Source organism: Halorubrum rutilum (assembly GCF_024494565.1).
The window spans coordinates 192,498-210,445 of sequence record NZ_JANHDN010000001.1 but is presented as its reverse complement, the minus strand read 5'-3'; the positions used below and the strand labels follow the sequence as shown (position 1 = coordinate 210,445).

Annotated in this window: 17 protein-coding genes; 10 read left to right on the top strand and 7 right to left on the bottom strand. The window is 57.6% G+C overall.

Annotated features, from left to right (window positions below):
• Positions 1-59 precede the first annotated feature (59 nt).
• The 3 genes from NO900_RS01135 to NO900_RS01125 all read left to right on the top strand — a co-directional run bounded on the left by NO900_RS01135 (position 60) and on the right by NO900_RS01125 (position 5,401).
• A complete protein-coding gene (locus tag NO900_RS01135) occupies positions 60-611 on the top strand; it encodes a hypothetical protein (protein WP_256407377.1) in 552 nt (183 codons plus the stop codon).
• A 351-nt stretch (positions 612-962) separates the two neighbouring features.
• Entirely contained in the window at positions 963-1,142 is a 180-nt protein-coding gene (locus tag NO900_RS01130; protein ID WP_256407376.1) for a hypothetical protein, read from the top strand.
• 119 nt (positions 1,143-1,261) lie between these two features.
• The gene (locus NO900_RS01125) at positions 1,262-5,401 is read left to right on the top strand and encodes a NosD domain-containing protein (protein ID WP_256407375.1); all 4,140 of its coding nucleotides are present in this window, start codon (positions 1,262-1,264) and stop codon (positions 5,399-5,401) included.
• Between the two features lie 200 nt (positions 5,402-5,601).
• On the opposite strand, the gene NO900_RS01120 is transcribed toward NO900_RS01125, so the two are convergent.
• Positions 5,602-5,847 (bottom strand): HNH endonuclease, encoded by a 246-nt coding sequence (locus tag NO900_RS01120; RefSeq protein ID WP_256407374.1) that lies wholly within the window; start codon positions 5,845-5,847, stop codon positions 5,602-5,604.
• Between the two features lie 248 nt (positions 5,848-6,095).
• Positions 6,096-6,338, bottom strand: coding sequence for a MarR family transcriptional regulator (locus NO900_RS01115; RefSeq protein WP_256407373.1), 243 nt, complete (start codon positions 6,336-6,338; stop codon positions 6,096-6,098).
• Between the two features lie 204 nt (positions 6,339-6,542).
• Between NO900_RS01115 and NO900_RS01110 the strand changes: the two genes are divergently transcribed.
• Genes NO900_RS01110 through NO900_RS01080 form a run of 7 tightly spaced genes read left to right on the top strand, consistent with a single transcriptional unit; the run spans position 6,543 to position 10,738 of the window.
• Complete coding sequence (locus NO900_RS01110) at positions 6,543-6,749, top strand: DUF8118 domain-containing protein (RefSeq protein ID WP_256407372.1); 207 nt, start codon at positions 6,543-6,545, stop codon at positions 6,747-6,749.
• A complete protein-coding gene (locus NO900_RS01105; RefSeq protein WP_256407371.1) occupies positions 6,749-7,216 on the top strand; it encodes a hypothetical protein in 468 nt (155 codons plus the stop codon). The genes NO900_RS01110 and NO900_RS01105 overlap by 1 nt, the downstream gene beginning before the upstream one ends.
• The gene (locus tag NO900_RS01100; RefSeq protein ID WP_256407370.1) at positions 7,213-7,530 is read left to right on the top strand and encodes a hypothetical protein; all 318 of its coding nucleotides are present in this window, start codon (positions 7,213-7,215) and stop codon (positions 7,528-7,530) included. Before NO900_RS01105 ends, NO900_RS01100 begins: the two co-directional genes overlap by 4 nt.
• Positions 7,527-8,189 carry a zinc ribbon domain-containing protein gene (locus NO900_RS01095; RefSeq protein WP_256407369.1) on the top strand — a complete coding sequence of 221 codons (663 nt, stop codon included), beginning with the start codon at positions 7,527-7,529 and terminating at the stop codon, positions 8,187-8,189. Before NO900_RS01100 ends, NO900_RS01095 begins: the two co-directional genes overlap by 4 nt.
• A complete protein-coding gene (locus NO900_RS01090; protein ID WP_256407368.1) occupies positions 8,182-9,045 on the top strand; it encodes a hypothetical protein in 864 nt (287 codons plus the stop codon). The genes NO900_RS01095 and NO900_RS01090 overlap by 8 nt, the downstream gene beginning before the upstream one ends.
• On the top strand, positions 9,042-9,779 hold the full coding sequence (locus tag NO900_RS01085; RefSeq protein WP_256407367.1) for a DUF8168 family protein: 738 nt from the start codon (positions 9,042-9,044) through the stop codon (positions 9,777-9,779). Before NO900_RS01090 ends, NO900_RS01085 begins: the two co-directional genes overlap by 4 nt.
• Positions 9,776-10,738, top strand: coding sequence for a hypothetical protein (locus tag NO900_RS01080; protein WP_256407366.1), 963 nt, complete (start codon positions 9,776-9,778; stop codon positions 10,736-10,738). Before NO900_RS01085 ends, NO900_RS01080 begins: the two co-directional genes overlap by 4 nt.
• Here the strand turns inward: NO900_RS01080 and NO900_RS01075 are convergent.
• The 5 genes from NO900_RS01075 to NO900_RS01055 form a co-directional block, all read right to left on the bottom strand.
• On the bottom strand, positions 10,686-11,120 hold the full coding sequence (locus NO900_RS01075; protein ID WP_256407365.1) for a hypothetical protein: 435 nt from the start codon (positions 11,118-11,120) through the stop codon (positions 10,686-10,688). The two genes, NO900_RS01080 and NO900_RS01075, sit on opposite strands and share 53 nt — an antisense overlap.
• 207 nt (positions 11,121-11,327) lie before the next feature.
• Positions 11,328-14,927 carry a surface glycoprotein gene (locus NO900_RS01070; RefSeq protein WP_256407364.1) on the bottom strand — a complete coding sequence of 1,200 codons (3,600 nt, stop codon included), beginning with the start codon at positions 14,925-14,927 and terminating at the stop codon, positions 11,328-11,330.
• 596 nt (positions 14,928-15,523) lie between these two features.
• Positions 15,524-15,817, bottom strand: coding sequence for a hypothetical protein (locus NO900_RS01065; protein WP_256407363.1), 294 nt, complete (start codon positions 15,815-15,817; stop codon positions 15,524-15,526).
• On the bottom strand, positions 15,814-17,772 hold the full coding sequence (locus NO900_RS01060; protein WP_256407362.1) for an outer membrane protein assembly factor BamB family protein: 1,959 nt from the start codon (positions 17,770-17,772) through the stop codon (positions 15,814-15,816). Before NO900_RS01060 ends, NO900_RS01065 begins: the two co-directional genes overlap by 4 nt.
• Complete coding sequence (locus tag NO900_RS01055) at positions 17,772-17,933, bottom strand: hypothetical protein (protein ID WP_256407361.1); 162 nt, start codon at positions 17,931-17,933, stop codon at positions 17,772-17,774. Before NO900_RS01055 ends, NO900_RS01060 begins: the two co-directional genes overlap by 1 nt.
• Between the last annotated feature and the right edge of the window lie 15 nt (positions 17,934-17,948).

Sequence of the window (17,948 nt, the reverse complement as noted above, 5' to 3'; positions counted from 1 at the left end):
GGCCATACACAGTCTTTCGCGCCGATACCGTTATTAGTCAGGTGGCGAAATAATACAGCATGTCTTATTCTCTCGTCACCGAAGCCGAGTTCTGTTGGGTCCTCGATTGGATCGGCCCGGCGGGCACACGTGAGATATCCGAACACCTCCCAACCTCATATAAGGGCGCTTACATGCGCTTGCGACGCTTCGATGGCACCTACGTCGAGCACGAGGAACCCCCGCAACGCGATTTTAAGTGGTGGCTGACTGACGCTGGTCGCGCCGTGGTTGACGAGGCCGATCTCCCGCCGATCGAAGAGGTGGATCTTGAGGAGTACTTTGCCGGACGCCAGACCAGCCTCAACCCGAACACCATCCTCCACGAGATTGCCATCTACGAAGCCGAGTGGACACCGACGAGCATGCTGTACGATGCGCTCCCATACGCGAAATCGACGATTCGCGTCCGGCTGATGGATATGCACGACAAGGGGGTCGTCGAGCGCGACGATAGTCAGAAGACGAACCATTGGCGGCTGACCGCGGCCGGCCGCGAGCAACTCGCCGAGGCTGACGATACCACGCCACACGACGATACTAAGCGCATCTTCGAACAAAGCAGCCTGTAGACGGATCGGTTTGTGTCGCCGTCGCGGACGCTTGGTGTGGGTGCCGGTTGTCGGTCCGCCCCGGCACCAGCCACACCCAGCACAGAACCGGGCCGGACCGCGATCCTCACGCCGCCAGCTGTGAGCCAGATCCCAACACTGCCGGTACAAGGACTGTGTGACCAACTCACATGAATAGGGTGTCACGGTGACGAATTGCGAGGTACAGCCGCTCTATTGCCCTCATATGTTACTTGCGGCACACGTTCGCGTCACCGTTAGCATTAACATAGGTGCGCACAACGTGTGGGTTGTAGCGTGCCGACAGGCTACACTGAACCACCCAGAAAATGAGACACGGATGACAGCGGTATGAGCGAAGCAATGACAAACGAGGATAGCAACGGTCCGATGGCGCGGACGACGATCGAGGTCGACCGCCAGGTCTGGCGGCAAGTGCGCGCCGAGGCCGTGAGTGAAGGTAAAAATGTCTCCGAAAAGCTCGAGGAGATCCTGCGGGCACACGTCGAGCTTGAGGACGACAATGCGTAACCAACTTATTATGGTACACAATCGGACCCGGTTGCCCGGGTATAACGACGGAGGAATCGCATGACAGGCGGTCAAACGACGCGCGTGGGGGCGACGAGCCCACACGACGAGGTGACAGCATGAATATACCGCAGAAACTTGGTACTGGTGCGGCTATCTTCATGGCCGTGCTGATGGTGCTGTCGGTGGCTGCTGCGCCCGCAGCTGCGCAGTCAGTTGACAGCACGAGTTCGGCTACTAACGTTGCCGTTGATTCTGATAGTACCAGTCAGACGGTTACTATCGACGTGTCTGGGCTGTCAACAGGCACCCAAGATAGGAACTCCTTTATTGTTGATTTGGAGGAAGCTGGTATTGCTGGTGCTGACTTTAGCAATGCACAGGCGAGTGTTCAAGACACTTCAGGCGATAGTAGTAGTATATCAGAGAATGTCCAGTACGCTAACGTTGTAGTAATTGATGGTTCTCCTGAACTGCGAGTTGTTGTTGAAGAAGCAGCAACGGGCACAACCTCATTCACCGCCGCTGTTGATATTACTAATATTGACACGAATGGCGTTAGTTCGGGAGAGAGTCTCCGATACGATGTGCTATTCGACCTTGAAGACGGTCGCATCGGCTCGTGGGATCAGTTCGCGGTTGAAGATACCGAGGCAGTTGATTTCACCACCACGTCGGTGAAAATCGGTAACACTGGCTACGACACGATCAGTGCTGCACTAACCAACGCCGAAGCTGGTGACACCGTCGAAGTTGGACCGGGAACGTACAGCGAAAATAACATCGAAGATAGCCTTTCGGTCGACGATGTGACCCTCGTGGCTACTCAAGGGCCAAGCCAGACAACAATTCAGGCCGCCGGAGGGTCGATCTTCACCGCCGACGGTGATTACTCCGGTCTGACTGTTGAGGGCTTTACTCTCGACATCAACACCGGTTCCGCATCGACCGTTGAAGAACCAGTTCAGGGCCTCACGCTCCAAGATAACGTCTTCTCGGGTGACCCCGACGGTGGTGCGATGCTGGACATTGATGAAGGTGCCAGCGTCACCCTCCAGAACAACACGTTCAACGGAGCAGATGCCGACTCCAGCGGTGACGGTGCGATCGTCTTCACCGATGGATCTGGTGGCGACATCTCGCTCACCGCCAACACAATTACTGACTTCAGCGCCGATAACGGTATGATCGGTGTTGACTTCAGTAACGCCGACGACACGAACACACTGACGGTTGAGAGCAACTCCTTCGAAAACAACGCTCGCCACGTCAGTGATGGGACTGATGTCTCTCTGGACAACGTCTTCAGCAACAACGACTTCAACAAGTACGCAATTGTTGAGGACTCCTCAGACAACATCCAGACCGCGATCTTCGGCCAGCTTGACGCTGCCCGGACTGAAGGGACTGGCGATCTGCTTGACAGTGAAACCGTCATCCTCACTGGTGAACACACCCTCACCGGAACGATTAGCACGGCCACTGGCTCCGCCGCAAGTGACGTGACAATCCGGTCGGCAAGTAGTGCTGCTGCTGAGGATGTTGTCGTAACTGGTGCAGCTGGTAGCGACATCTTCCAGATCGACACCAGTAACGCTGGTGTTAGCAACATTAACGTCCAAGATCTGACGCTCAGGACGAGTGGTGGTGCATCCGCAGCAATTGATGACAACGACGGCAGTAACGCCATCGATGGCTTGACCGTCGAAAATGTCCAGTTTGAGCTTGCTAACGACCATACTGGTATTGAGGCCAATGCCGGCTCGGAAATCCAGGGTGTGTCGATCAGCGATAACACCTTCACGCCGCGCAGTCAGGGTAACAACTACGTTGCTATTAATCTGGCCGACGCCGGCGCTGGTAGTGGTACCCGACTAAGTGACGATGGTTCTCCGACTGAGGCTGTCATCTCTGGAAACACTATCTCCGCCGCTGATAGCGGGATCCTAGTGATTCCGGACGATCAGGATTCAGACAACCTCGCGGTTGCCATCGAAAACAACGATATCGAACTACTGGATAATGGTGGCCAGGGTATCGACATTCAGCAGGATGAGGCTGGGACACAAGGTGCAACCCCCGGCGATGACAAGATTAACGCAGACGAGATTGTCATTGACGGAAACACGATCACCAGCGGCGACGCAGGTAGCAATGCAGAGGCGGTTCGCATTGCTGACAACCCTGCTGGCTCGGTCAACACGATCGAAGTGACGAACAACGACATCTCGAATATCAACGATGGCGCTGGTAGTGGGACGGCTCTCGATATCAGTGCCTCCGGTGTGACTGTCGAAAACAACGAGCTCGCAAGCAACGCCCTGCACTTCGACGACGCCGGGGACAACTACGACGAGCAGACGGTACTCGACGACAATACCGTTGAGCCTGTTGTCCTAATCCTCGATGAAGAGGGCGGCACCATCCAGGAGAACGCCGTCTACGGTACGTTCAAGGCTGGTGTGGAGTCTACTAGTACTAGTGGCCAGTACGTTGAGGTTGGCTCGGGTGTCTACGAGGAAAGTGGCGTCACGACGCAGCACGCAGATGTGACGATCGCATCCGCTGACGGCGCTTCAAACACGGTAATCACGACCGAAGCAGCCAGCCCCATCCTCAACGTCGACACTGACGATGTTGTCGTTGAAGGGCTGACATTCAACCCGACAGCTGATAACAACAACCCCGACGTGGAAGTTGGTGGTGCTGAAGATCCGGTGATCCAGAACAACGTGTTCAATGGCCCCGGAACGGGTGACCGCACCGCGATCGCTCTGGACACTATCACCGATGGCGGTGATGGTATTCCGACCGTGTCGGACAACACCATCAGCGGATACGCGCTTGGTGTGAACCACAACGATGACGGCGTCAACACGAACGTGGTTCGCAACACCATCACGGACAACGCAGTTGGCATCCAAGCCAGCAGTGGCACGGATGACCTCACGATCCACTTCAACGACCTCGTTGACAACACCGTTGACGTTGACCTCAATGGTCAGGATGGTCAGAGCCTCCGCGCCAACTGGTGGGGCGACGACACTGCCCCGAGCGTCACCGAAGATGACGCTAACGAAGGGGATGTGACGAACGCTGGCACGGCAGGTAACGTCGTGACCGCGCCATGGTTGACTGAGTCGGTCGACACGCTGCCGACCGATCAGTACGTGGTTGTGGACGACCCGCGTGACCGTGTGGCTGGGACAGATTCGGCAACCGCCCTCGTCGCTGTGCTTGATGACGACCTTGCCGGCGATGCTGACGACACTAACACGGTGCTCACAGCGGATCCGAGTGGCCCGCTGAGTAATCTTGGAACACCCAATGCTGGTACCGGCGCGGACGCGGCAGATCCGCTCGTGTACAATAACATCCAGAGCACCGAGACCGGGGAGTTCACGCTAACCGCCCAGAATACGGACGGTCTCGTGACATCTGGTTCGGCTGTCCAAACGTTCGTGAGCAGCCCGGCTGGCGTTGAAGTGACCGCTGACACGGAAACGCTCGTCGCCGATGACAGCCAGACCGCTAACGTCACGCTCCAAGTTGTCGACGAGAATGGGAACCCGCTGAGTTCCAATAATGACGCAGTCTCGTTCGCTATCGACAACAGCTCGGATGCGGGTGTCAACACGATCATCCGTGAACAGAACACCGACGCAAACGGGCAGGCCCAGCTCCAGTTCTCCGCTGACACGGCTGGAGTCGATGTTGAAGTGACTGGCATCTACAATGACCAGGGCTTCTCTGACTCGGTGACAATCACCACAGTTGAAGAAGCGCAGGCCAACTTCTCGGTCGATCTGGTTGATGGTCCGACGACCATCACCCAGAACGAGTCCTTCAGTGCCACGGTGAACGTGACCAACACTGGTGACGCTGCTGGCACGCAGGACATCACGTACGACCTCGACGACGAGGCTGGCCTCTCGCAGCTCTCGGCCAGTCAGGAGATCTCCCTCGACGCGGGTAGCTCGACGGAGGTCACCTTCGAGGTCGCTGCGAGCGACACGAACAGCCTCGACACGGGCAACTACACGCACGTGTTCGCGTCCGACGATGACGAACTCACCGTCGACGCAGAGGTTGTCGCCCCGACTGACTCGCCGCTTGACGGTGCGGCTGGCGAGTTCGACGATGATGGTGACGGCACCATCACCGCCTCCGAACTCGGTGACGCCGTCAACGCGTTCGGCCAGGGTAACCTGACCGCTGCCGAACTCGGTGAGGTCGTCAACGCGTTCGGTCAGTCGTAAGTAACCACCCGCTCCCACACGGGTTCTTTGCGGTGCGGCTGCGGCTTGCGGCTTCATTTTTTGGACGGCTCACGCGTTGAGTGACAACACTATCGAGCAGACAGTAGCTCAACAGCGCGCTCACTCGGCGTGAACCGTGCGTCACTCGCAAACAGTGACGCGTATCAGTTGTTGGTAATACGATTTCTTTATTCGCCAGGTCAGTCGTCCTCGCAGACGACTTCGCGGAGTTTTCCGAGCAGCTCGGGGTTCGACTCGTGGATGTGCTTCATATCGCGGTGGGCTTCAGAATGGCAGCCCTCGCAAAGGGTTATCAAGTTCTCGGGGACGTCAGGGCCGCCAGCGACCACAGGTATGATGTGATGAACATTCGCGCTTTTTGCGGCCTCAAGATTGTCAATCACTTCATCACCACATCTCTGGTAGGTGTGATCATCACGTTCCAAGGCGATTTCCCGGCGCTAAGGTTCAGGATCACGCCCCGCACCAATCGATTTGCTTCGGCAGGAACCGGAACAGAAGCTGGAGTTGTATTCCTGGTATGACGGGACTTCATACGGTTCTCCACACCACTCGCAGGATAGTTCTACCATCTCCCGCAAACTGTCCCCATGAACCCGGGTGTGATGGCTGCGCATTGACCCTTCACTGGCAAAATTGTCCTTGCCGCAAGTAGGGCACTCGACGCTACTCATCATCCGTCCTCGCGTGGGTCTTCAACAAATTCGTAGAGTCCTCCCTGATTTACTTGCTTGACCCATCCAGCATTTTTCAGATTTCGGAGTGCGTACTCAACCTGCCCCTTGTCAAGAGAGGAGCTCTGACGCAGGAAGAGGGGATTCACACGGCCCCAAGGGTCACCGGAGTCGCGGCCTTCCTTGAACAGGTCGATGACAGCTTCCTCCCGATCATTCGGCTCGTAGTTCTCGTTGACCATCTGTTGTTCTTGCATCGTGGGCACGGGACATAATACTCAGTTCTTTGCCTAATGCTTTTTGGAGCATTATGCTGAATATTTTGCTTAGCATAAAGACTAAGTAGTATCCCACTGTAGAGGGTAGTGAGAAGCGCGGGACGCCTCGCAGAAGGTGAGGCCGGTGTTGAAGCCACCGACCCCGCGCTTCCGGAAGGAAGCATGCCAATGAAGACATCTGCCGGACTTCAGACTTCCGGCACGACGGACGAATCGACCGGTAAAGCGCGAATCGAAGGCCCGATCCCGGAGTTCGACAAGTACGGCGACTACACCGGCTACGACTACTTCCGGTGTACCGGTTGCGGCATCGAAGCGATGCGCCACCGCGACCTCCGCGACGGCGGATGCAAGTGCGACGGTGGGGGGCCCTGATGCAGCGCCGTACGTTCCTCGGCGCTGCGGCGGCGCTCACGACGCTCCCCACGGTCGAAGCGGCCAGCACCGGCGACGAAGCTCCGGACACGCAGGTGTGCGACGTCTGTGACGCTGAGAAGCCCGCGGAGATGGTCGAACGGACGACCGTCGAAACCATCGCCCCGCTCGAAGCAGACATCTGCCGGGCGTGCCAGCACGTCCAGAACCACGAGATGGGCGACGGGCAGTGCATGCAGTGTGGCGACGACGTCTCTCCCGGCTTTTACTTCGAGGTGAAGTTCCCGCTCGGCGCGGCTGAACTCCCCGGGATGCTCGCTGGCCAGCTGTGTGGCGACTGCGCTGGATGGCTCGCCTGCGACATCAACTACAACGGCATCGACGCCGACGACGACGCCAGCGACCAGCTGATCACCATCATCGACGAAGAGACCCGGCGGATGAACGAACTGGAGGAGTTGGAATGACGCTCCCCGACCCGACCGACGTGATCGCGCCGCGGGGCGACGATCTTCCCTACGAGACCTCGGGCTACCTCCAAGAGATGATGGGTGGCGCGTACCCGGACGGTGTGGTGCTGGACTACCACGGGTTGAAGCTGCACAACCGGTGCCAGTGCAAGAACGGCGTCCCCGTGTACGACATCTACACCGCCGACGAGAACTACGTTGAGACGGTCAACCTCAACGCCTTCCGGACGATCACCGAAGTCGAACAACTCCTTGACGAGATCGTGGCCTACGATCCGACCGACCGCGACGAGTGGGTGAGTAGCCGATGAGCAGCACCCCACTCCCGACGACGGTCGGCCAGTGTCACTCGCTCGCCGTCACGCCGGTCGGCGTGGACGTCGGCGTGAAGAACCTCATCGCGGCAGTCCCGGCGAACGGCGACGTGGAGTCGGCGTTCACCATCGAGGGCAGCCACATCCGGACGCGCCACGAGGCGCTTGTGGAAGCGATGCGGGCGCTCCAGGGCGCGAAGTTCGACAGCACCGAGGGGCAGATCCAACTGTTCGCGGCGCTCTGGCACCAGATTCGCCCACAGGTCTACGACGCGGCTGTCCGCGTCGTTCGGTACGCTCAGGAATTCGCCGGACCGATGCTGGTGCTCGAAGACCTGTCGTTCTGTGGAGCGACGTTGTGGGAGCGCCGGACAGCCGACGACGTCGGGACGTGGTTGCTCCCGGCGCTCCAGCACGCTATCGCGGTGAAGGCCCGCGACGCGGGCATCCCGGTGACGTACATCGATCCGAAGTACACGACGCAGCAGTGCCACGTCTGCGGCGAACCCGGCTCTGTCAGCCAGGATGCCGTGGAGTGCACCACCGAGGACTGTCCCGTCGGCACAGTCTCCCGAGACGAGAGTGCCGCCCTCAGCATCGCACAGCGAGCCGATCTCGCTGAAACAACCGAAGTGACCCATCACGCAGATGATTGAAAACATCGACCGCGACGTGTTCGTACGGATTCAGACCGACCTACTGGTGGTCGGCGACAGCATCATGACCGACCGGCATCACGCCTCGAACGGTAACTACGAGGATGATGACCCGCAGAACCAGATCGGCGGCATCATCCCTGCCTTTCCGCTCTCCGGCTGGCTCCGCCACGGGATGGAAGAGACTGTTCAGGAGTACGGCGGAACGGCCTGCCATCCCGGCGAGGCCAACGCGAACTTCATGAAGGACGGCGTGTACGACCGCGACCTCAACGCCGGCTACCACGAGAAGGGCACGTGCACTGACGACCCGAAGGAAGACGACGGCTGTGTGGTCTTCGACCTCTTCGGCGGCTTCGGTGGCATCCCCGGCAAGGTGATGCGCCGCCCGATCAAGTTCAACCCCGTCCGCTCCAGCGTAGACTACACGCGCGGTCAGGCCGAGGGTCACTACCGCCGGCTCAACCGGAACGTCGTCTCCCGGAACCGTGAGGACAACCGCGAACCGCTGCGGAACGCGGAGATCGACGCCGTCGCCAACCTCGATGGCTGCTGGCACCTCTCCTTCCGGGAGATGAAGCCGGAGTTCATCGGCTTGCTAGCCGAAGGCATCGACTTCCTCGATGCTCACAAGACCGACTTCATGCACCAGCTGGGCGGTGCCCGCAACTTCGGTGCGGGGGTCGTCGATTGCCACCTGATCAACCCACTCTACGAGGAGCGCGAACTGAAGCGTGTCTTCGACCGCGGGAAAGGCAACACGAACGCGATGGACGAGAAGAACGACCAGTGGGCCGAAGAGTACCGCCCGGCGTTCGTCGACGCGCTCGAGGAGTGCATCGAGGAGGGACCATGAGTGACGAGATGGTGGCGGTCTACCGCCACGATGCGCACAAAATGAACGGCCAGCCCCACGACTACGCTCCAGAGACGTTCGCGGGCGTCCCCGTGAACCAGACGGTCTCCCACGGCGCGGACGGTGATGCGTCGGCGCTGAGCCGACCCAGCGGCCAGCCTGAGCAGACCGTCGAGAACCACGAGACGCTCTACCGGCTCTCGCTGCTGACGGGCGACTCTCACTACGACGCCGAGAATTTCTCGCGTCCGCGCCTCTCTGAGGCCATCAGCGACCTGCTAACAGGCTCCGATCCAGAGGCGATGCATCGGGCGTGGCTCTCTTCGGACGTAGCGAGCGGGTTCAACGAGAGCATCTACTACCCGTACACGAGCCTGAAGTACCACACGCTGCTTGTGGCGGCGCTCTTGGACAACTACCGCTCCGGGCACGCGTTTGAGGATCTGCTGTTGGTCGTGGACGTCTCCGAGGAGATCGTGCCCCACCGGACGGTCTACGCGGGCGACCGCTTCACGCTCCGCATCGACGAGAGCGCGGGCAGGAACCCGTGGGCGTGCCTTGGAAGCCGCCCGTGGCGTTCGTGGGCGTCCACCTGGGCGCGCCTGACCGCACATCCGCTCGATGTCGATACTCACAAGCACGACATGGTGTTGGACGCGAACCTTCGCCGGATCTGGAGCTGGTCAACGGCACTACAGTACATCGAGGACTACGAGCGCGAGGTGGACTCATGACCCGCATCCAGCAGGTCCACTGGGAGCTCAACATGGACTACCTCGGGCATCCCTACTACGTCTCGGGGAACGCGATCTACCACGCACTCGGGATGCAGCTGGACCACGACGCTCACCAGCACATCAACGCCAGCCACGGGATGTTCGTGCCCGGTCAGTTCGGAAGGTTTCTCGAGGAACACAGTGAATCCGGCGTCCGGCCGTACATGGGATCGTCGCTCCCCGACATGGAGTCCTACGATGACCTGTTCCTCTTCCGGCACCCCGACCACCCGTGGCTGCTTGACTCTCGCCCCCGGGATGCGCTCAACACTCACGACATCCGATTTCAGAGCGGAATGCCCGCGCTGGCTCACCAGACCATCATGGGTCGACCCGATGATGCTCGGAAACAGCAGCAGACCACGCGCTGGTACGTGAACGCCTACCTGCACGCCGATGACCCCGATCTCCTGCCGCTGGGCGAGGACGTGCTTGACGGGCTCCAGTTCGGTGGGAAGCGCAACTACGGTTACGGCATGACCACCCTGAAAGACACCCAGGTCGTGGACCTCAACGAACTGGACTACTCCCGGCTCGAAGGCGGCGAGGGGTTCATCCTCGAACTCGTGACGCCGTTCGTACTCCGGTCAGAGTACCCGGCGGCGAACAACGTGGACGTGCCGTGGTGGTGGAGCGTGGACGACGAAGCGCAGCTACGCCACCGCCTGGAGAAGGTTGTCGAAGGGGACGACGTGTACGAGTTGGAGACGGTCGATCACGGCGTGGTCGTCGGCTACGACGGCGACCGGGCGATTGAGACCGCGAAGAACGGCATCACTCGCGTCGGGAACCACTCGAAGTACGGCTTCGGAGAGTTCCGGGTCAAACCGGTGCCGAAGCGAGGTGATAATCAAGAAGGAGATACTACCAGTAAAAGTAATCTGGTTCGTGATAGTACGATAGAAACGAGCCCCTGAGAGGGCCAATCCTCTCCTCGGTATCCAAGGGGTTAGTTTCACAGAGACAGATTAATAAAGATAATCGGATCACCGAGAACTGTTGGAGTGGTACGCCAGTCTTCTCCGGGAGCGCGTCGGCCACGGCCTCAAGGTCGACGCCGACCCGCTCGTCGACGACGTCAAGCTGCTCGTCGTAGTCGCCGTCGGCGAGCCGGTCGGCGATCGGGAGTACCCGACGTCGGAACCGCCATAGGTCGGGCCACCGACCCAGATACTGCCGCGCTGCGAGCAGCAGCACGAGCGCGAGCGCCGGCACAGCGATCGGCCCCCAAACGTCGACGGTGGCTAGTGGGTCACGAGCGATGCGTCTCAACGTGTCGAGCGTCAGTAGCGTTTGCATAGTGATTCCTCGTCGCGTCTTACCCAACAGCGCGGGTCCTGTCGCTGCTGGTGTAGGTTAAGATTCGATCACGATCGGCGTCGACACAGACATCGGGCGGCGCGTTAGGCTGTCAGAAATAGAGGTTACTTTCTGACAAGGAGCACTCTAACGAACTCGCGCTCAGCTTCTCGTTAGACTTGGAAAAATTCTGTTGTGCGACCAGCCCTATTGGGATTGTCCGAATGCGGTGACGACATCTCCGAGTTCGGCAGCGGTCAGGTTACCCTGGCCGAACGCGTTGACGGCGTCTCCGAGTTCGGAGGCCGTGATCGTGCCGTCACCGTCGTCATCGTATTCGCCGGCTGTGCCACCGAGCGGTGACTCAGCACGTTCCACCGAGAGCGTGATGCTATCCTGCTCATACGTATCGGTCGGGGCGGCCGTTTCAACTGTCAGGTTGCCTGTCGTCTCGAAGGCGACCGTCACAGTCCCATCAGCACCAGTTTGGACAGTCCGATTTGGCAGCGCAATCGGGATGCCAGCGACTGGTTCGCTTGTGTTGGTATTGCTAAGGGTGAGTGTCACATTTTCGCCGACTACAACGGTGTTGCTGTCTGCAGTAAGGTTCAGCGGAATCAGCGACCCATTAGGCATGTCGGCCTCAACTACAGTAAGTGTGAGCGTGTCGGCTAGGTATTCAGCGCCGGGAGCCCCAGTCGTAATGAGCCTCTTGTCTCCCGAGGTGGTGAACGAGACGGACACGGTTCCATTTGTGTTGGTTTGAACGGTCCGGTTCGGCAGATCAACAGTTGCGTTAGCGACCGGGTCGTTGGTGGCGTCATTGGTGACAGAGAGTGTGACGTTCTCACCGACTGCGACGGTGTCGCTGTCAGCTGTAAGGCTCAGTGGGTCTGGTTCGACTGGGTCTCCAGCCGTTGTCTCGGCCGTCTCCACGATTGTGAACAGCGAGAACCCATCGGTCTGTGTCTGGACAATAAACGAGGCCGCCGTTGTATCAATCCAGCTCGTTGAGAGGCTTTCGAAGCTCCCTGTGTTGTCGTTGAATCGCACCACGCGAATGTTCGCCGGATCATCAATATTCGAGCGCGAGAGCGTGAACTCGAGCGTGGCCGAACTGCTCTCAATCTCTGTGTCGCTTGGATCTATCTCGACCGCGGACACGACCTCTGCACTCTCGTCAACTGTCGACACATCCTCTTCGAGATCGTCTTTACTCTGGCTACCAGTGTCTGGAAGCTCGTCAGACACCGAGACCGTGACACTTCCGTCTTCGTCCGTATTCGATTGAATTGTCGTACTGGAGACCGTCGATGAGTCTGTCTCATCAACCGTTGTTGAGCCATCGCTGATCTGGTCGGCTGACGTAAATGAGGGGTCTGGATTGTCGGTATTGATTTGCGCATCTGCCCACGGCTCAAACTCGACACTGCCAGTAATGCTTGCCCCAGATGTTTGAGCCGGATTCGCCGCTGTGCTCGGACCATTCGCATCGCCCCACCAGTTGAGGGTAGCGTCGAGCGTACCACTACCAGCAAAGTCGACTCCAGTAGCGCCAGCGGGGAAATTATTCTCCGAGACGGTTATGTCAGCGCCGTCAATATTTATGTTGTTCCCCGCTCCAACGGCCCCCGGAATAGCGATTGCCGTCCCACTCGCAGCGAACGAATTCCGACTGATCGTGCCGTGTCTGGCTTCAAATTCAATCGCGTTTGTGCTATAACTATCAAAGTCGTTATTAGTAACGACATTTTGCGAACTCTCAGATGTTGCAGATGCTAATCCAGAGCCATAGGATGACTGACCTCCGAAGAAGAGGTGTTTGCCAACATCTCCAGCACTGCTCGTGAACGTGTTTTGATCAAACGTAATCTCTTCGTGATCGCCGCCAATGAACGCTGTAACCTCGCCGCTACCAGCAACAAGCGTATTCTTTGAGAACGTAACATCCGTTATTTCTGTGCTTCCCGCACCTGTAGCAGTGTCAACTGCATTATCGTTACTCCCGGCTTCTATCCTGAATCCGGTAACAGTAATTCCGGGATGATTCGACGGAATAAATACGGTTGCGGGCTGGGTCCCTTGGCCAACAAGTGTCGTACTCTTTGCACCAGCTCCCGAGAGCGTGAGGTCATCTGTGCCGAGTTTTATATCCTCAGTGTATGTTCCTGACTCGACTTGGATGGTGTCGCCAGAGTTAGCGTTAGTAACCGCACTACTGATTGTCCCGTACCGCCGATCTCCGATAGATACGGGAAGCGTATCTTCATCGACGAGTGCACGAAGCTCCGGGTAGTCATTTTCCTGAGTAGTCCAGATGCGTCCAAAGTCGAACTCAGACATCGTATCGATCGGAGCCGATCCCTGCAAATCGTTGCTTGAGAGGGATTCAACGTCTGAAAGGGATTTTTTTGCTGGTTGGTCTGGCCCACTCTGTCCAGGGCCGCGGGCGTCTGCAGACTCACCGTTAATTTCGACAGTGGAATCATAGTAGACACTCTGATCCACGACAGTAATCCCCTCAGAACCGACTTCATCTTCAAGCAGTCCCGTCACACCACCGAAGACGTTCGCTGTCTCAGGGTCGTCAATAAGAGATTCGGCTGAACCAGTAGCATATGTGTTCTCCAGTGTCACAGAGCCACCTGTAATCGCACCAATAACCCCGCCTGCACGGCCTGCAGCCGTCTTCGGACCCTCTACCTCAAGCCTAGCGTCTGAGTATGAGTCGGTGATTGTTAGACTAGCAGTACTTCTTCCGACAATTCCACCACCATTATTAGCAAATGAGAGGCTTGCGTCAGTGGCCGATTCAGTGATCGTCGTCTCAATTGTGGTGTACCCAATGATGCCTCCCGCTTCATTAGCACCGTTCCCGTCAGTGTTGAGATTTAACGAGCCGGTGAACTCACTCCTTTCGATTCTTAGGGTTCCACTTCCTTTTGCAAGGCCAACGAGACCGCCATGGTTGTCACCTATGGAACCAGTATTTTGGGTTATTTTGCCACTTACCGTGGTTCCTGTAATCGTTGTTGTTCCAGCGGCCCCGATGACGCCCACTAGACCACCCTGAGCGCCGTTCCCATCCACTTCAACATTCGCGGATGAGTCTGTAATAGATGCACCAGGACCACCTACCGAGGTAAGTCCAATCTTCCCAACAAGGCCGCCAATGCGACTGGCATCATCGTTTGAGGTGGTAACAGTAATACTACCATCTGCATCTACACGTTCAAGCTTCACAGATTTAGAGAAAGTTGCTCCAACGACCAGCCCACCACCGAAGGCCAAGTTGTTATCTGCTTCAACGCTGGAACCGGTAACGGTCACGTCAGATAACGTGCCACCGTCCATCAATCCAGCAACAACGCCAGTTGTATCGGTACCACCAGTGACGCTCGCACCGTCTATTGTTAGGTCCTCTACCACCCCACCGTTGATTGTGCCAAACAGGGCAGCGTGACCACTTGAATCAACCTGCAAGTCGTTGATCGTGTTGCCTTGGCCATCTAGCGTACCGCTGAACCCAGAAATTGGATCGAACCCATCACTCTCGACAACCTCGCGATAACCAGTGGTATCTTCATCGAGATCGCTGGCAAGTTCGTAGTTAGCACCAGGGTCATCACGAACGGCATCAAGATCGGCCCAGTCATCAATCAGATACGGGTCCTCTGCCGTTCCGGACCCTTCATCGGGGACTGCGGCCGCATTCCCCGTAAACGCCGTCGTCATCGCAACAACGGACAGAACCATCATCACCGCCAGAAAGAGCGCACGAGCCTTCACACGATAGTCGCTACTCATGCTCTCACCCCTGACGGCACCGCTACGGCTGCTGTAGCTCGGGGCTTCCGCGCTCGCACACACAGACGACGGTGGTTCATCATACTATCACCCTCTCGGTTTGCGAGCTGACGGTAGGAAGGCGTATTCTGGCCGAATCGCACACCAAGCGGTTGAGTGTGGCTCGACCAGCCGCTGGTTGAGTACTGGTGCGACGTGCGTGGTACGGGTGGGGGTGCCCATTCATTTCAACCAACATAAACTATCTATCTGACTTGTCTTAAAAATATTGGCCAAGCAGACCAACTCAGGTTGATAAAGACCGATAGCGCATACCTACCAACGTGGACGGTGTAGGCAACCACTCGGTCTTAGACATCGGCTGTGGCGAGTGGTTCGTGAGCGATGTGGCTCAGCGTGTCGAGTGTCAGTATACGCTGGATACGCATGGTGAATATCGCAAATTTTACTTGGCACTTCGGTGTGTATCACCGCGAGGGCAGACGCCCTCCAGCGAGGGGCAATCGTGTGCTCCCACGACCGCCCCTCCAGTCCTTGCTCGGTGAGTCTCGTGTCAGTCTGTTAGAAGCGTAGACTGTCTGGGTGGCTACTCAGCCTCACGACTGGTCAGGGAGCAGTTGAATCTTGACCTCAGCGTATAGTTCGTCAGCGTCGGGGTCGTAGCATAACTTCCCAACAGCCGTCTCGGTGTCGGGATTGTAGTCAGTGCCCGCTTCGACGCTGTTGAGTGCGTTGGTGAGCGCATCAGTACGAGCCTGTTGCGTCGTCTCGGTCGTCGTGACTGTCTCACCATCGCGTTGCTTATCGGCCCACTCAGGATCGTCGTTGCCCCAGTAAGTCTGTGTGATGCGATACGTCTCGTCGTCGTAGCGGAGTGTGAGTCGTGTCATAGTTTCCCAACCCAATTATCTCCATCTGAAACCAACTGTGTTTTGTACTTGTTTGATAGATTACTTTCCAGCGCAAGCACGTTGTCGCCAGCTGGAGTAACCGCTGTTTTATCTTCTACTGTTAGTCCAGGTCCAGAACCACTTCCTGTGTAGTAGTCCCACAGTACAGAACCATCGCTTAGTGAGAGTGCGTAGACGGAATTAGCAGTGGCAAAAACGGCGTTGTTTTTGATTGCTACACCTGCCTGACTATCATTCCCTGTATTTGTAGACCACTGCTCAGTCCCGTCGTTTAGTGAGAGCGCGTACACATTACCGTCCCCACTCGCCATGACAGCAATATTGTCGGTGAACGCCACGCCCGATTCTACACCCGACCCTGTTGAGTACGACCACTGTTCAGTACCATCACTTAGTGACACTCCATATATTTTGTTCGTATCAGACCCAAAAACAACAGTACCGTTTCGTATACCTATATCTGACCGCACCCTATCATTCACCGAGAACTCCCACTCTCCACCCCCATCTGATACTGACCTCGCGTACACGGCACCAGTATCGTCCGCATAAACAACGGTCCCATCACTGACTGCGACACCTGACTGTATATCGTCGGCAGGGGTCGCACTCCACTTTTCTGAACCGTCGTTGAGTGACAAAGCGAGGAGATCTTCGTAATAACCCGCAAATACCGTGTTATTACTAATTGCAATTCCGCTCGTAAAATCAAAGGCACCAGTTGAGTACGTCCACTGTTCAGTACCATCACTCAGTGACACAGCATACAAGCCACCAACATCTGTGTCACCAGCACTACTTGCAAAAACAACAATACCATCGCTGATAGCTACACCTGCGTCTACGGCAGCACCAGTTGAGTACGTCCACTGTTCAGTACCATCACTCAGTGACACACCGTATACAGTTCCATCATCATTTCCGAAAACAACAGTACCATCCTTACTGGTTACCGAAGATCGTACATAAGAGGGGGACGAAAATGACCACTGTTGACTATCTAAACTCGTAACAATCTTAGTAAGCGGATACCAGACTCCTCCCTCACCATTAGTAGGATCGGGTGTTTCAGTCGGTTCGGTTTCTTGAAAGTATATTTTCCCCGCATCAACAGCAGCCTGAGCGTCTGAATCCGTGTATGGGGAGTGATGTTGATCGCTTTGGACGTTCGTGAGATTCGCGTGGTCTTTGACGAGATCAGCAGTATCCGCTATCTCATCGTTGTGTTCGGTCCCCGATGGGTCAGTAAATGAGTCGCTGAACCCCCCATCGCTCGCACTGACCGATGCCACATCTATCCCATCTGTGTCACTTGGGAGCTGGTAGACCCCGTCACCGTCCGGGTCCGACCATGTGGCCAGCCGCTTGAGCGAGCCCGCGATCGTCGACCAGTGGATTGCCTCGCTGCGGGTGTAGACCACGGTCCCGTTCGGGAGCTCGCTAGCCGCCGCACTCGCCGCGGCCTCGTCGGGAAACGTGAGCGTCCCATCAGCAGCGACAAGCCGCCACTGACCGGACACCTCGTCCGCCGCCGTGTCGACCGCGCCGATCTTCAGCGCGCCGGCAGCCGACACACTCCCGGTGGTCACGATCAGCTGCGGCGAGTTACTCGTCCCCACGTTCGGATCGACGTAGAGGTGGTTCACTGCCCCACTCTCCAGCTGGACCGTCCGCCCGTCCAGATGCGTGGCGAGCTGGACGAGGTCGCGCTCGCCACTCCGCTGGGTGCCGTCATTGAGCGTCCACTCGGCGAGCGCCGACTCGAGGATGTGGGCGGCCTTGCCCTCTCCCACCTCGATGCTGGGCGCCGCCGGATCGTACCCGGAGAGGGCGAACCCGTCGATGATGCGCCCAACGGGGATCGTGCCGACGAGCGAGCCGATACTCTCGGCCGCGTTCCCCTCTCCAGATTGGACGAGTGTGTACTCAGCCATCAGCTGAACCTCCCGTGGCCGTCGAAGCAGCCATCGCCGAATTCGGTGAACGTGTCATCCTGATCGTCCTGGTCGCGCTGTGCGTCCTGCTCCTCGGCATCGTTCTGGTCGTTCTGTGCGTCCTGATCGTCCGTCTCGGCTGTCGTGTCTGTGTCAGTCATGGTTGATTGCACTGC

Excerpts from the sequence above, each read along its gene's own strand:
- NO900_RS01110 (WP_256407372.1), top strand. The coding sequence starts at position 6,543 with ATGAAGACATCTGCCGGACTTCAGACTTCCGGCACGACGGACGAATCG.
- NO900_RS01105 (WP_256407371.1), top strand. The coding sequence starts at position 6,749 with ATGCAGCGCCGTACGTTCCTCGGCGCTGCGGCGGCGCTCACGACGCTC.
- NO900_RS01070 (WP_256407364.1), bottom strand. The coding sequence starts at position 14,927 with ATGAGTAGCGACTATCGTGTGAAGGCTCGTGCGCTCTTTCTGGCGGTG.
- NO900_RS01090 (WP_256407368.1), top strand. The coding sequence starts at position 8,182 with ATGATTGAAAACATCGACCGCGACGTGTTCGTACGGATTCAGACCGAC.
- NO900_RS01055 (WP_256407361.1), bottom strand. The coding sequence starts at position 17,933 with ATGACTGACACAGACACGACAGCCGAGACGGACGATCAGGACGCACAG.
- NO900_RS01095 (WP_256407369.1), top strand. The coding sequence starts at position 7,527 with ATGAGCAGCACCCCACTCCCGACGACGGTCGGCCAGTGTCACTCGCTC.
- NO900_RS01080 (WP_256407366.1), top strand. The coding sequence starts at position 9,776 with ATGACCCGCATCCAGCAGGTCCACTGGGAGCTCAACATGGACTACCTC.
- NO900_RS01075 (WP_256407365.1), bottom strand. The coding sequence starts at position 11,120 with ATGCAAACGCTACTGACGCTCGACACGTTGAGACGCATCGCTCGTGAC.
- NO900_RS01085 (WP_256407367.1), top strand. The coding sequence starts at position 9,042 with ATGAGTGACGAGATGGTGGCGGTCTACCGCCACGATGCGCACAAAATG.
- NO900_RS01135 (WP_256407377.1), top strand. The coding sequence starts at position 60 with ATGTCTTATTCTCTCGTCACCGAAGCCGAGTTCTGTTGGGTCCTCGAT.
- NO900_RS01065 (WP_256407363.1), bottom strand. The coding sequence starts at position 15,817 with ATGACACGACTCACACTCCGCTACGACGACGAGACGTATCGCATCACA.
- NO900_RS01115 (WP_256407373.1), bottom strand. The coding sequence starts at position 6,338 with ATGGTCAACGAGAACTACGAGCCGAATGATCGGGAGGAAGCTGTCATC.
- NO900_RS01100 (WP_256407370.1), top strand. The coding sequence starts at position 7,213 with ATGACGCTCCCCGACCCGACCGACGTGATCGCGCCGCGGGGCGACGAT.
- NO900_RS01125 (WP_256407375.1), top strand. The coding sequence starts at position 1,262 with ATGAATATACCGCAGAAACTTGGTACTGGTGCGGCTATCTTCATGGCC.
- NO900_RS01130 (WP_256407376.1), top strand. The coding sequence starts at position 963 with ATGAGCGAAGCAATGACAAACGAGGATAGCAACGGTCCGATGGCGCGG.
- NO900_RS01060 (WP_256407362.1), bottom strand. The coding sequence starts at position 17,772 with ATGGCTGAGTACACACTCGTCCAATCTGGAGAGGGGAACGCGGCCGAG.